Here is a 14586-nt window from a genome sequence, read left to right on the forward strand (position 1 = left end):
GCGGCGGCGAAGCCGGGTGTTGAGGCGAAGGTGAAGTCCGAGGCGCCCGGTAAGTCGTCGGACAAGTCCGGTGCGGGGGTGGAGAGTTCCTCTCCCATGGAGCGGGTCAAGCCGCAGTCGGAGTTGGCGGCGAAGCAGGAGGCGGCGGCGAACGACCGGATCGCGAAGGCGAAGGCCGAGGCGGATGCGGCGGCTGCGGCGAAGGCCAAGGCGGACGCGGCGGCGGCGAAGCCGGGTGCTGAGGCGAAGGTGAAGACCGAGGCGCCCGGTAATTCGTCGGACAAGTCCGCCGCGGGGGAAGGGAATTCGGTCTCACCGGATCGGAACACGTCGCGGACGCCGTTGGCGGCGAAGCAGGCGAGCGCGGCCGAGGCGCGGCTCGCCGAGGCGAAGGCAGCGGCGGCGGCGGCCGGCGCCGGATCGGCTGCCACCGTTCCGGGCGGTGACCAGGGAGCGGTGGCTCCGGCTGCCCGGCCCCGGGTGCCGGAGAAGTCGTGGCAGGAGGCGCGGGGCGAGGAGGCCCGGCTGACGGCGCAGAAGCACGCGGAGGTCATGGACCGCTGGCTGGAGTACAAGCGGCAGGATCCGGAGGTCCGGAAGCTGGCGGAGCAGCGTGCCGAGGAGGCGCGCGAGGCGGCGGAGAGCCACGCGGAGCAGCGGGCGAAGGCGGCCGCGGAGCGGCGGGAGCGGGCCGCTGCCGAGCGGGAGGCGTCCGAGCGGACGAAGGCGCGGGTCGCGGAGGCCGAGGCCAGGGCCGAGCGCAGCCGCGCGGAGGCGGCTGCTGCTGAGGACGCCCGGTGGCGGGAGCTGTTGCAGGACCTGCGGGACAAGTCGGGCGGGAACTCCGGGACGATCGGGGAGATCTCGCTGGCCGACGCCCGGGCCCAGGTCACCCGGCGGGCCGATGCCGCGCTGCGCAAGCCCATGCGCGAGTACACCGGTCCGTCGGACTTCGACTCGATGGACCGCTATCTGGCCCCCCACCTCGCGGCCGCCGAGGCCGAGGCCTGGCACGAGCTGGCGGGTGAACTCGGTGTCAACGTGGGCTCGTTGGTTCGGCAGGGGCTCATGCCGTCGTTCCCCCTGAACCTGTCGGCGGGGTCCGGCGGGAAGCCCGCCTCCGAAGCCGAGGAAGCCGAGGAGGCCGAGGGGACCTCGGCCCCGGTTGCCGGGCTGGGCAGGGACAAGGGCAAGGGCCGGCCCGTCGAGCCCGTCAAGCCCGTCGAGCCCGTCGAGCTCTTCGAACCCGTCAACCCCATCGAGGGCGGCGAGGCCGTCGAGGAGGAGCCCGAGGAGGATGCCGAGGAGGAGCCCGAGGAGGAGATCACGTTCCTGAGGGCTCCGGACCCGGGCGAGACCTGGGAGGAGTACGAGGCCCGGGAGGCCCGCGAGCTGGCGGCGGCGATCGAGGTGTTGAGGCGGCGCCGGCAGCAGTCGGGCGGGGACGGAGGTCTGGTCACGTCCGCGTCGGCCGGGTCCGGGGGCCGGACCGGGCGGGGGCTGACGCCCGAGGGGAAGGCGAAGCTCCTCCAGGTCCCCACGCAGGCCCTCGACGAGGTCTCCCCGGCGGAGGGGTCGGCGTCGGCTCAGCTGCCGGTGTCGACCACCGTGCAGCCGGCGGCGCCGTTCACCGCGCAGGAGTTGATCGACGAGCTGGTCGGCCTGATGCCCGGGGGGCCGCAGGTGCCGGCGGTGCTGGCGGATCCGTTGGAGGCCCTGCTGGGGCCGGACGTGTTCGGTGACCGGGTCGTTCCTCCCGCGCCGGACTTCCTCCAGGGGTACGACTACAAGAAGTTGAAGTCGGAGTCCCGGGTGGCGTTCTTCCGGGCGCTGGACCTGGCGCGCGCGGCCGCGCCGACGGCCGCGGAGCTCACCCCGGAGGCCCTGGGCGTGCACCCGGAGTCCGTGGTCGAGTCCGGGTGGTTCCGGACGATGCCGCGCAAGTCGGGGTCGGTGCGCGGGCCGAAGTCGGTGCGCGTTCCGCGGCTGGTGCACTCGATCTGGCTGGGCGGCCCGCTGTCGGCGGACAACGAGCACACCGGTCCGTTCATGACCAATGTGCAGGACTCGGCGGACGATCTGGGCCGGGGGTTCACCCATGTGATCTGGACGGACGTCACCCGTGCGCAGGTCGCCGAGGCCATGGCGGTCGAGCGGCCGGACGAGGCCACGCCCGAACTCCGCGCCGTACGCGCCATGGTGGAGTGGGCGAGGAACCGAACGCACCGGAACGTGGTGCTGGTCAACGTCGACGAGGTCTTCTCGGCCGAGGCGCCGATGGGCCTCGAAGCGGCGTTCAAGATGGAGACGGCGAAGCGTCTGGGGCAGGGGTACGCCTCGGCGAGCGACATCCTGCGGCTGGAGGTCCTCGGCCGGTTCGGCGGGGTCTACACCGACGGCGACAACCGGCTCCAGGCCGACCCCGCCCCGGCGGTCCAGCGGATCGTCGATTCCGACCAGGGCTTCGCCGTCGCCAAGGTCGGGAACGCCGGCATGGCGAACGCGGTGCTGATCGCCCCGGCCGGCCACCGGGCCGTGGAGCAGCACCTGGAGGTGCTGCACCGCAACTACCTGCGCAGCTCGCACCAGAACACCGTCCGCGGGGGCTACTTCCAGTACCTGGACCGGATGTCCGTGTCCAAGACCGACTTCCGCAAGGCGGATGAGATGGCGGGGGAGGACCCCGTCTGGGTGCAGGGCCACACGGAGGAGCGGGACAAGAACGCGGTCCTCTACCTGAGCGGGACCGGGATCAACATCTGGGCGGACCTGGCGCACGGCCTGGGGCTCAAGGGCCCCGGCAGGCTCCCGGTGGTCGAGCCGGGTGTGTTCGAGATCGGGGTCGGGAACACCTGGGTGCCGCGGGAGCAGCCGGCCGCGGAGACGGAGCCGGCGGAGGGCGACCAGCTGCCCGAGGTGCCCGACCGCGAGGCCACGCTGCTGGCGGCCCGGACCATCATCAACACGCTGATCCGCGAACTGGCGTACCAGAACGGCAAGTTGGCGTTGAGCGAGGTGGCCGCGAGGGTCGCCCGGCACCCGCGGCCCGACCTGCTCTGGGACACGGTGATCGGGTTCCTGGCCCGGCACCCCGAGTTGCGGACGCGGGTGCAGTGGCGCACCGTCCAGAAGTACGACGCGGGGACGAGGCCGATCGGCGCCCCGGTCCCGCTCCCGCCGTGGTCCGCCGGCCTCCTGGTGCCCGAGCCCGGGGAGGTCGAGGGGATCAGGACCGGGCGGGGTGTCGAGCGGGTGCGCATGCTGGCGCCCGAGGAGGTGTCGGCGCCCGCCGCGACGGGGGTGCTCCAGGTTCCCACGCAGTCCGTCGACGGCGTCGCGCCGGTGGTGACCGATCTGGACCAGGCCCGTGAGCAGCTGGTCGCCGTGGGTGCGGATGAGGCGGAGCGGGCCGAGATCGGTGAGCGCCTGGACGAGCTGCTGGCGGCGCTGGACGCGAGTGGTGCGAGTGCGGAGGACCGGCAGGGCGTCGGTGTGGCCCTGCAGATGGGTTCCTTCCGGCAGGCGTTCGCGGGCCTGGGCCAGGCACAGCGGCTGGAGGTGCTCCGGCTGCTGGCGCAGGTCGTGCGGGACGGTCTGGGGCACGGGGCGCAGCCGATGGTGGCGCTGCTGGTGACGGTTCTCGCCGCGGCGCAGCAGATCCGTGACGAGGTGCCGGTGGCGGCGCCGGGGGAGTCGCCGCGTGATCTCGCCAGGCGGTTGACCACGTTCGCCGACGGAATCATGGCGGACGCGGTGGAGTGGGCGCGTGAGTCGATGCGGGGTGAGCCGACGGCGCCGTACGCGGTGGTGGCGGTGGCGGGCTACGGCCGTACCGATCTGACGCCGGCCGCCGATCTGGACTTCGGGCTGCTCGGTTCGCAGCAGGACGCGGTGTGGCTGGGGTCGCTGACCAACCTGGCGGCGGGCTGGCTGGACCTGGCCCGCCAGTTCCTTCCGGCGAACGGGACGGTGCCGGCGCCGTTCCAGGCCGACATCATGTGGTTCAACCCGAACCTGGCGGTCTTCGACCCCGAGGGCGTGCTGGGTCGCTCGCTCGCCGCTTCGGCCGACGAGCTGACGCCCAAGCACGGTGTCATGCACGACACGCGGTTGATCGAGCTGGCGCCGCTCGTCGGCGACCTCGCGGCCGTCACGTCGCGCGAGGGCCAGCGGGAGCTCTTCCGGAGGTTCGCACAGGAGCGGGGCCTGCACCTCGCCCCCGAGGTGGAGTGGGCCGCGCTGCGGGAGGCGTTCGTCGGCCTCCCGCGTCCGGAGTCCCTGGCGCAGGTGGACAGCGTCAACGTCAAGACCACGTTCATGCGGCAGTTGACGGTTGCCACGCGGCACCTCTACGCCGCGTACCGGGCGGTCGCGAAGCCGGAGACGCCGTGGCGGCTCAGCACCGGCGAGCGGCTGGAGGAACTGATCGCGGCGAAGGTGCTGCCGGAGCCGCTCGGCCGACGGTTGGTGGACGCCTATGTGGTGGGTCTGAGCCTGCGGCAGCGGTTGCACCGGGCGTACGGGGGCGAGCGGGACGAGGTCGCGACCGCGCAGGTGGCGGAGCCGCCGAACGGGCTGGAGCGTCTTCTGCCGCAGGAGCAGGAGCAGTTGGCCGCCGCGCTCGGGGCCCTGCACGAGGTGCAGGGGAGCCTGGGCGCCCTGTGGTCCAAGGTCCAGTCCTCGGCCCCGTCGCGCTGGAAGAACCTCTTCGGGCGTGCCCGTCCGGTGGTGGACCAGTCCGTCGGCCCGGTGCCGGACTCGGTCGAGCCGGGCGAGTTGTGGGACGCGGATCTGGAGCTGCCGGTCGTCGGTGGCGGCAGTGTGCGCCTGGGCGATGTCCAGAGCCTGACGATCGCGGCGCCGGGGACGGGCCTTCCGCAGGGGCGGGCGTTCCACACGGATGACGAACTCGTGCAGCGGCGCGAGGTGTTGAGGAATTTCGACCTGGGGCGGCGGTGGCTGCTGGAGGTCGACGGACAGGGGAAGGAGGTCACCGGGTACCGGAAGGCGCCGTGGGGGACCGGTGGGCGGCGCTATCTCGCCCTGCTTCACGGGAACCGGGACTTCGCGGTGCTGCCGCTGTCGGGTCCGGTGGGCACGGTGAAGGTCACGGCGACCGGGTTGGCCCGGACGTTGCGGCGCAGGCCGAGTGTCCAGCAGTTGGCGGCCGGCGACGAGATCGTGCTGGCCGCGTGTGACGCGGCGTTGCCCGCTTCGGACGGCGGCTTGTCGCTGGCGCAGGAGGTGGCGAACGCGACGGGCCGGGTGGTGTGGGCACCGACGGGGAAGATCGCGGCGCTGTCGACCGACCTGGACGCGGACGCCGGCTTCCTGATGTACCCGGCCGCCGACGGTACACCGGGTGCCTGGATCCGCTTCACCCCGAACGGCGTTGAGTCCGGCCAGATCTCGGAGGAGTCGAGCCCGGCACAGCGTGGCAGGGCTCCCCAGGCGCCGACTCAGAGCTCGACGGGCGTCGTGATGGCGGACGTCGAGGAGACTTCCGAGGGCGAGGAGGAGGACGAGTTCCCGGCCCCGCACTCCCGGGCGGACAAGGGCAAGGGCAGGGCCGTCGAGGACGTCGAGGACTCCGAGGACTCCGAGGAGGAGCAGTCCGAGTCCGAGGAGTACGAGGACGACCTGGAGGCGCTGGAGGATCTCGATCTGGCGGAGGCGATCGCGCGGTCGCGTCAGCCTCAGCGCCCCGGGAACCAGGGCGAGGGATCGGGGTCCACTCAGGCGCAGGTGTCGACTGCCGTTCAGGCGCAGGTGTCGACCGCCGTCCAGCCGGCGGCGCCGTTCACGGCGCAGGAGTTGATCGACGAGCTGGTCGGCCTGATGCCCGGGGGGCCGCAAGCGCCGGTGGCGCCGGTGGGCCTGCTGGGTCCGGACATGTTCGGTGACCGGGTCGTCCCGGCCGCACCGGAGTTCCTCCGGGGTTACGACTACGGGAAGTTGAAGTCGGAGTCCCGGGTGGCGTTCTTCCGGGCGCTGAACCTGGCGGGCGACGCCACGCCGACGGCCGGGGAGCTCACCCCGGAGGCCCTGGGGCTGCACCCGGAGTCCGTGGTCGAGTCCGGTCGGTTCCAGACGATGTCGCGGAGTACCGGTTCGGCATTCCTGCGGAAGCGGGTGCGGATCCCGCGGCTGGTGCACTCGATCTGGCTGGGTGGCCCGTTGTCGATGGACAACGAGCACACCGGTCCGTTCATGACCAATGTGCAGGACTCGGCCGATGATCTGGGCCGGGGGTTCACGCATGTGATCTGGACGGACGTCACCCGTGCGCGGGTCGCCGAGGCCATGGCGGTCGCGGGGACGGACCGGGATACGCCCGAACTCGCCACCGTACGCGCCATGGTGGAGTGGGCGAGGGGTCGGACGCACAAGAACGTGGTGCTGGTCAACGTCGACGAGGTGTTCTCGGCCGAGGCGCCGATGAGCCTCGAAGCGGCCTACAAGATGGAGACGGCGAAGGGCCTGGGGCAGGGGTACGCCTCGGCGAGCGACATCCTGCGGCTGGAGGTCCTCGGCCGGTTCGGTGGGGTCTACACCGACGGCGACAACCGGCTCCGGGGCGACCTCGCCTCGGAGGTCGACCGGATCGTCAAATCCGGGCAGAGCTTCGCCGTCGCCACGGCCAGCATCGCGAACTCGGTGCCGAGCACCACGACTGCCGCGACCGGTGCGACCACCGGGATCACCAGGGCCACCAGGACCACCAAGGGCGGCCTGGCGAACGCGGTGTTGATCGCTCCGGCCGGCCACCGGGCCGTGGAGCAGCACCTGGAGGTGCTGCGCCGCAACTACCTGCGCAGCTCGCACGAGAACTCCGTCCGCGGGGGCTTTTTCCAGACCCGGAACCGGGACCACATCACCGGCGACGACTTCCGGGAAGCGGACGACTGGGTGAAGAAGCTCTCCGTCGAGGTGCCGCGCCACACGGAGGAGAACGAGAAGAACGCGGTCCTCTACCTGAGCGGGACCGGTGTCAACATCTGGGCGGACCTGGCGCACGGCCTGGGGCTCAAGGGTCCCGATTCGCTCCCCCTGGTCGAGCGGGGCGTGTTCGAGATCGGGGTCGGGAACACCTGGGTGCCGAGGGAGCAGCCGGCGGCGGCCGTCCAGCTGCCCGAGGTGCCCGACCGTGAGGCGACGCTGCTGACGGCCCGGCGCATCATCAACACGCTGATCCGCGAACTCTCCTACCAAGACGGCAAGTTGGCGCTGAGCGAGGTGGCCGCGAGGGTCGCCCGGCACCCGCGGCCCGATCTGCTGTGGGACACGGTGATCGGGTTCCTGGCCCGGCATCCCGAGTTGCGGGAACGGGTGCAGTGGCGCACCGTCCAGAAGGTCGACGGGGCGACGAACCTGGTCGGTACGCCGGTCGTCCTGCCGCCGTGGTCCGACAGCCTGCTGGTCAGGGTGGAGGAGGCCAAGCCCAGGAAGGGTGTCGAGCGGGTGCGCATGCGGGCGCCCGAGGAGGTGCCGCCGCCCGCCACGACGGTGCCTGCGGCGGGGCTGCTCCAGCTTCCGACGCAGTCCGTCGACGGCGTCGTCACGGTGGTGGAGACCGTCGTGCAGGAGCAGTCCGACCTGGACCGGGCTCGTGAACTGCTGGTCGCCGCAGGTGAGGGGGAGGCGGAGCGGGCCGAGATCGGTGAGCGCCTGGACGAGCTGGTTGCCACGCTGGACGCGAGTGGTGCGGGTGCGGAGGACCGGCAGGGTGTCGGTGTGGCCCTGCAGATGGGTTCCTTCCAGCAGGCGTTCGCCGCCCTGGCCCAGGCGCAGCGGCTGGAGGTGCTCCGGCTGCTGGCGCAGATGGTGCGGGACGGTCTGGAGCACGGGGCGCAGCCGATGATGGGGCTGCTGATGACGGTCCTCGTCGCGGCGCAGCAGATCCGGGACGAGGTGCCGGTGGCGGCGCCGGGGGAGTCCCCGCGTGACCTGGCCAGGCGGTTGACCACGTTCGCCGACGGCATTCTGGCGGACGCGGTGGGGTGGGCCCGTGAGTCGATGCGGGGCGTTCCGACCTCTCCGTGTGCGGTGGTGGCGGTGGCGGGCTATGGCCGCACGGACCTGACGCCGGCCGCCGATCTGGACTTCGGGCTGCTGGGCTCGCAGCAGGACGCGGTGTGGCTGGGGTCGCTGATCGGGCTGGCGGCGGGCTGGCTGGACCTGGCCCGTCAGTTCCTTCCGGTGAACGGGACGGTGCCGGCGCCGTTCCAGGCCGATGTCATGTGGTTCAACCCGAACCTGGCGGTCTTCGACCCGGAGGCCGTGCTGGAGTTCTCGCTCGCCGCTCCGGGGGACGAGCCGGGGCCCAAGCACGGTGTCATGCACGACACGCGTCTGATCGAGCTGGCGCCGCTCACCGGCGACCTCGCAGCCGTCACGTCGCTGGACGGCCAGCGGGAGCTCTACCGGACGTTCGCGGAGGAGCGGGGTCAGCGCCTCGCCCCCGAGGTGGAGTGGATCGCGCTGCGGGAGGCGTTCGCGGGGCTCCCGCGCCCGGAGTCCCTGGCACAGGCGAACAGCGTGGACGTCAAGGCCGACCTCATGCGGCAGTTGACCGTTGCCACGCGGCACCTCTATGCCGCCTACCGGGCGGTGGCGAAGCCTGACACGGAGTGGAAACTCAGTACCGGCGAGCGGCTGAAGGAGCTGACCGACGGGAAGGTGCTGCCGGCGAGCCTCGGCCAAAAGCTGAAGGACGCCTATGAGTTGGCCCTGCGTCTGCGGCAGCGGTTGCACCGGGCGTACGGGGGCGAGCGGGACAAGGTCGCGACCGTGCAGGTGGCGGAGCCGCCGGACGGGCTGGAGCGTCTTCTGCCGCAGGAGCAGGAGCAGTTGGCCGCCGCGCTCGGGGCCCTGCACGAGCTGGAGGGGAGCCTGGACGCCCTGTGGGTCAAGGTCAGGCCCCCGGCCCAGGCCCCGTCGCGTTGGAAGAACCTCTTCGGGCGTTCCCGTCCGGTGGCGGATCAGTCCGTCGGCCTGGTGCCGGGCACGGTCGAGCCGGGCGAGTTGTGGGACGCCGAGCTGGAGCTGCCGCTGGTCGGTGGCGGCAGTGTGCGGCTGGGGGATGTCCAGAGTCTGACGATCGTGGCGCCGGGTTCGGGTCTTTCGCAGGGTCGGGCGTTCCATACGGATGACGAACTGGCGCAGCGGCGTGAGGTGTTGAGGAACTTCGACCTGGGGCGGCGGTGGCTGCTGGAGGTCGACGATCAGGGGAAGGAGGTCACCGGGTACCGGAAGGTGCCGTGGGGGACCGGTGGGCGGCGCTACCTCGCGCTGCTGCACGGAAACAGGGACTTCGCGGTGCTGCCGCTGTCGGGTCCGGTGGGCACGGTGAAGGTCACGGCGACGGGTCTGGCCCGGACGTTGCGGCGCAGGCCGAGTGTCCAGCAGCTGGCGGCGGGTGACGAGATCGTGCTGGCCGCGTGTGACGCGGCGTTGCCGGCTTCGGACGGCGGGTTGTCGCTGGCGCAGGAGGTGGCGAACGCGACCGGTCGGGTGGTGTGGGCGCCGACGGGGAAGATCGCGGCGCTGTCGACCGACCTGGACGCGGACGCCGGCTTCCTGATGTACCCGGCGGCCGACGGCACACCGGGTGCCTGGATCCGCTTCATCCCGAACGGCGTTGAGCCCGTCCAGGCCTTGGACGAGTCGCGTCCGGTGGACGTGTCCGAGACGGAGCCGGTGCCGCGTGGCACGGCTCCGCTGGCACCGTCGCAGAGTTCGACGGGCGTCGTGATGACGGGCGTCGAGGACTCCGAGGAGGAGCAGTCCGAGTTCGAGGAGGACGCGGACGACCTGGAGGAACTGGACGACCTGGATCTGGTGGAGGGGATCGCGTGGTCGTGGCAGCCCCAGTACCCGGGGAACCAGGGTGAGGGGTCGGGGTCTGCTCAGGCTCAGGTGTCGACCGTCGTTCAGTCGGAGGCGCCTTTCACGGCCCAGGAGTTGATCGACGAGCTGGTCGGCCTGATGCCCGGGGCTCCCCAGGGGTCGGCGGCGCGGGTGGGTCTGCTGGGTCCGGACATGTTCGGTGACCGGGCCGTCCCAGCCGCACCGGAGTTCCTCCGGGGGTACGACTACGGGAAGTTGAAGTCGCAGTCCCGGGTGGCGTTCTTCCGGGCGCTGGACCTGGCGCGCGAGACCGCACCGGCCGTCGGCGAGCTCACCCCGGATGCCCTGGGCCTGAAGCCGGATTCGGTCGTCTCGTCCGATCAGTCCCAGACGATGCCGCGCAGGTCGGGCCTGATGCCGCTGCCGAAGACGGTGCGCATTCCGCGGCTGGTGCACTCGATCTGGCTGGGCGGCCCGTTGTCGATGGACAACGAGCACACCGGTCCGTTCATGACCAATGTGCAGGACTCGGCCGACGGTCCGGGCCAGGGGTTCACGCATGTGATCTGGACGGACGTCACCCGTGCGCGGGTCGCCGAGGCCGCGGCGGCCGCGGGGACGGACCGGGACACGCCCGAACTCGCCACCGTACGCGCCATGGTGGAGTGGGCAAGGAACCGGACGCACCGGAACGTGGTGCTGGTCAACGTCGACGAGGTCTTCTCTTCGGAGGCGCCCATGCGTCTCGAAGCGGCGTACAAGATGGAGACGGCGAAGGGGTTGGGGCAGGGGTACGCCTCGGCGAGCGACATCCTGCGGCTGGAGGTCTTGGACCGGTTCGGCGGGGTCTACACCGACGGTGACAACCGACTGTTGGAGGACCTAGAGCCGGAGGTCCGGCGGATCGTCGAATCCGAGCAGGGCTTCGCCGTCGCCAGGGCCAGTGCCGCGACCACGGTGCCGAGCACGACGACCGGCGCGACCAGTACGACCGGCACGAGCACCACGACCGGCGCGACCACCGGGTTCACCAAGGCCGCCAGGACCTCCAAGGGCGGCCTGGCGAACGCGGTGCTGATCGCCCCGGCCGGACACCGGGCCGTGCGGCAGCACCTGAAGGTGCTGCGCGGCAACTACCTGCGCAGCTCGCACGAGAACACCGTCCGTGGGATGTACTTCCAGTCCCGGAAGCCGTCGCACATCTCCGGTGCCGACTTCCGGGGGGCGAAGGAGTGGGTGAAGAAGGTCCCTGTCGAGCCGTCGCGCCACGCGGACGAGAACGAGAAGAACGCGGTCCTGTACCTGAGCGGGACCGGTGTCAACATCTGGGCGGACCTGGCGCACGGCCTGGGGCTCAAGGGCCCCGACGCGCTCCCGCTGGTCACCTCGGAGATCTTCGAGATCGGCACCGGCAACACCTGGGTGCCGCGGGAGCGGCCGGCCGCGGAGACGGAGCCGGCGGCGGTCGTCCAGCTGCCCGAGGTGCCCGACCGTGAGGCGACGCTGCTGGCGGCCCGTCGCGTCATCAACACGCTGATCCGCGAACTCTCTTACCAAAGCGGCAAGTTGGCGTTGAGCGAGGTGGCTTCGAGGGTCGCCCGGCATCCACGTCCCGAGCTGCTCTGGGACACGGTGATCGGGTTCCTGGCCCGGCACCCCGAGCTGCGGGAACGGGTGCAGTGGCGCACCGTCCAGAAGGTCGACGGGGCGACGAACCTGGTCGGTACTCCGGTCGTCCTCCCGCCGTGGTCCGACAGCCTGCTGGTCAAGGTGGACGAGGCCAACCCCAGGAAGGGTGTCGAGCGGGTGCGCATGCTGGCGCCCGAGGAGGTGTCGACGGCGGGGCTGCTCCAGGTCCCCACGCAGTCCGTCGACGGCGTCGTCACGGTGGTGGAGACCGTCGTGCAGGAGCAGTCCGATCTGGACCGGGCCCGTGAGCAGCTGGTCGCCGCAGGTGAGGGGGAGGCGGAGCGGGCCGAGATCGGTGAGCGCCTGGACGAGCTGGTTGCCGCGCTGGACGAGAGCGGTGCGGGCGCGGAGGACCGGCAGGGTGTCGGCCGGGCCCTGCAGATGGGCTCTTTCCAGCAGGCGTTCGCCGCCCTGGCCCAGGCGCAGCGTCTGGACGTGCTCCGGCTGCTGGCCCAGGCCCTGCGGGACGGTCTGCGGCCCGGCGAGCAGCCGATGGTGGCGCTGTTGGTGACAGTGCTCCTCGCGGCGCAGCAGATCCGGGACGAGGTGCCGGTGGCGGCGCCGGAGGAGTCGCCGCGTGACCTGGCCAGGCGGTTGACCACGTTCGCCGACGGAATCATGGCGGACGCGGTCGGGTGGGCCCGTGAGTCGATGCGGGGTGAGCCGACGGCGCCCTACGCTGTGGTGGCGGTGGCGGGTTACGGCCGTACCGATCTGACGCCGGCCGCCGACCTGGACTTCGGGCTGCTCGGCTCCCAGGCGGACGCGGTGTGGCTGGGGTCGCTGATCGCTCTGGCGGCGGGCTGGCTGGACCTGGCCCGTCAGTTCCTGCCGGTGAACGGGACCGTGCCGGCCCCGTTCCAGGCCGATGTCATGTGGTTCAACCCCAACCTGGCGGTCTTCGACCCGGAGGCCGTGCTGGAGTTCTCGCTCGCCGCTCCGGGCGAGGAGCCGGAGCCCAAGCACGGTGTCATGCACGACACCCGGCTGATCGAGCTGGAGCCGCTCACCGGCGACCTCGCGGCCGTCACGTCGCTGGACGGTCAGCGGGAGCTCTACCGGAGGTTCACGGAGGAGCGCGGCGGGCGCATCGACGCCGTTTCGGAGTGGATCGCGCTGCGGGAGGCGTTCACTGGTCTCCCGCGTCCGGAGTCCCTGGCACAGGCGAACAGCGTGGACGTCAAGGCCGACCTCATGCGGCAGTTGACCGTTTCCACGCGGCACCTCTATGCCGCCTACCGGGCGGTCGCGAAGCCGGAGACGCCGTGGCGGCTCAGCACCGGCGAGCGGTTGGAGGAGCTGATCGCGGCGCGGGTGCTGCCGGCGAGCCTCGGCCAGAGGTTGAAGGACGCCTACGAGCTGGCGCTGAGCCTGCGGCAGCGGTTGCACCGGGCCTACGGGGGCGAGCGGGACAGGGTCGCGACCACGCAGGTGGCGGAGCCGCCGAACGGGCTGGAGCGTCTGCTGCCGCAGGAGCAGGAGCAGTTGGCCGCCGCACTCGGGGCCCTGCACGAGGTGCAGGGGAGCCTGGACGCCCTGTGGGCCAAGGTCAAGTCCTCGGCTCCGTCGCGTTGGAAGAACCTGTTCGGACGCGCCCGTCCGGTGGCGGACCAGTCCGTCACGCCGGTGGTCCACAGTCCGGTGGTGCCGGGCACCGTGGAACCGGGCGAGTTGTGGGACGCCGAGCTGGAGCTGCCGGTCGTCGGTGGCGGCAGTGTGCGGCTGGGCGATGTCCAGAGCCTGACGATCGCGGCGCCGGGGACGGGCCTTCCGCAGGGTCGGGCGTTCCACACGGATGACGAACTGGCTCAGCGGCGTGAGGTGTTGAGGAATTTCGACCTGGGGCGGCGGTGGCTGCTGGAGGTCGACGGTCAGGGGAAGGAGGTCACCGGCTACCGGAAGGTGCCGTGGGGGACGGGCGGGCGGCGCTACCTCGCGTTGCTGCACGGGAACCGGGACTTCGCGGTGCTGCCGCTGTCCGGCCCGGTCGGTACGGTGAAGGTGACCGCGACGGGTCTGGCCCGGACGTTGCGGCGTAGGCCGAGTGTCCAGCAGTTGGCGGCGGGTGACGAGATCGTGCTGGCCGCGTGCGACGCGGCGTTGCCGGCCTCGGACGGCGGCTTGTCGCTGGCGCAGGAGGTGGCGAACGCGACCGGTCGGGTGGTGTGGGCGCCGACGGGGAAGATCGCGGCGCTGTCGACCGACCTGGACGCGGACGCCGGCTTCCTGATGTATCCGGCCGCCGACGGCACGCCGGGTGCCTGGATCCGCTTCACCCCGAACGGCGTTGAGCCCGTCCAGGCCTTGGACGAGTCGCGTCCGGTGGACGCATCCGAGACGGAGCCGGTGCCGCGCGGCGCGGCTCCGCTGGTGCCGTCGCAGAGTTCGACGGGCGTCGTGATGGCGGACGTCGAGGAGACTTCCGAGGGCGAGGAGGAGGACGAGTTCCCGGCCCCGAACTCCCGGGTGGACAAGGGCAAGGGCAGGGCTGCCGAGGACAGCGAGGACAGCGAGGACAGCGAGGACGTCGAGGACAGCGAGGAGGAGGAGTCCGAGCTCGCGGAGGAAGCGGAGGCGCTGGAGGACCTGGATCTGGCGGAGGGGATCGCGCGGTCGCGGCAGCCCCAGCGCCCCGGGAACCAGGGCGAGGGATCGGGGTCCACTCGGGCGCAGGTGTCGACCGCCGTCCAGCCGGCGGCGCCGTTCACGGCACAGGACTTGATCGACGAGCTGGTCGGCCTGATGCCCGAGGCTCCCCAGGCGCCGGTGGCGCCGGTGGGCCTGCTGGGTCCGGACGTGTTCGGTGACCGGGTCGTCCCGGCCGCGCCGGAGTTCCTCCGGGGTTACGACTACGGGAAGTTGAAGTCGGAGTCCCGGGTGGAGTTCTTCCGGGCACTGAACCTGGCGGGCGACGCCACGCCGACGGCCGGCGGGCTCGCTCCGGAGGCCCTGGGGCTGCACCCGGAGTCCGTGGTCGAGTCCGGTCGGTTCCAGACGATGTCGCGGAGTACCGGTTCGGCATTCCTGCGGAAGCGGGTGCGGATCCCG

2 protein-coding genes are annotated in these 14586 nt (G+C 71.9%); one reads left to right on the top strand and one right to left on the bottom strand.

Features of this window, described 5'->3' with window-relative positions; genetic code table 11:
• On the bottom strand, positions 1-431 hold a 431-nt coding region (locus ACFU6K_RS12045), incomplete at its 3' end, for a hypothetical protein (RefSeq protein ID WP_380662444.1).
• A gap of 25 nt (positions 432-456) precedes the next feature.
• Between ACFU6K_RS12045 and ACFU6K_RS12050 the strand changes: the two genes are divergently transcribed.
• Positions 457-14586: putative nucleotidyltransferase substrate binding domain-containing protein (locus ACFU6K_RS12050; protein WP_380662445.1), on the top strand; the 14130-nt coding region annotated here is incomplete at its 3' end.

It is taken from the genome of Kitasatospora sp. NPDC057512 (assembly GCF_042802135.1).
In the GTDB taxonomy this organism is placed as follows: Bacteria; Actinomycetota; Actinomycetes; order Streptomycetales; family Streptomycetaceae; genus Kitasatospora.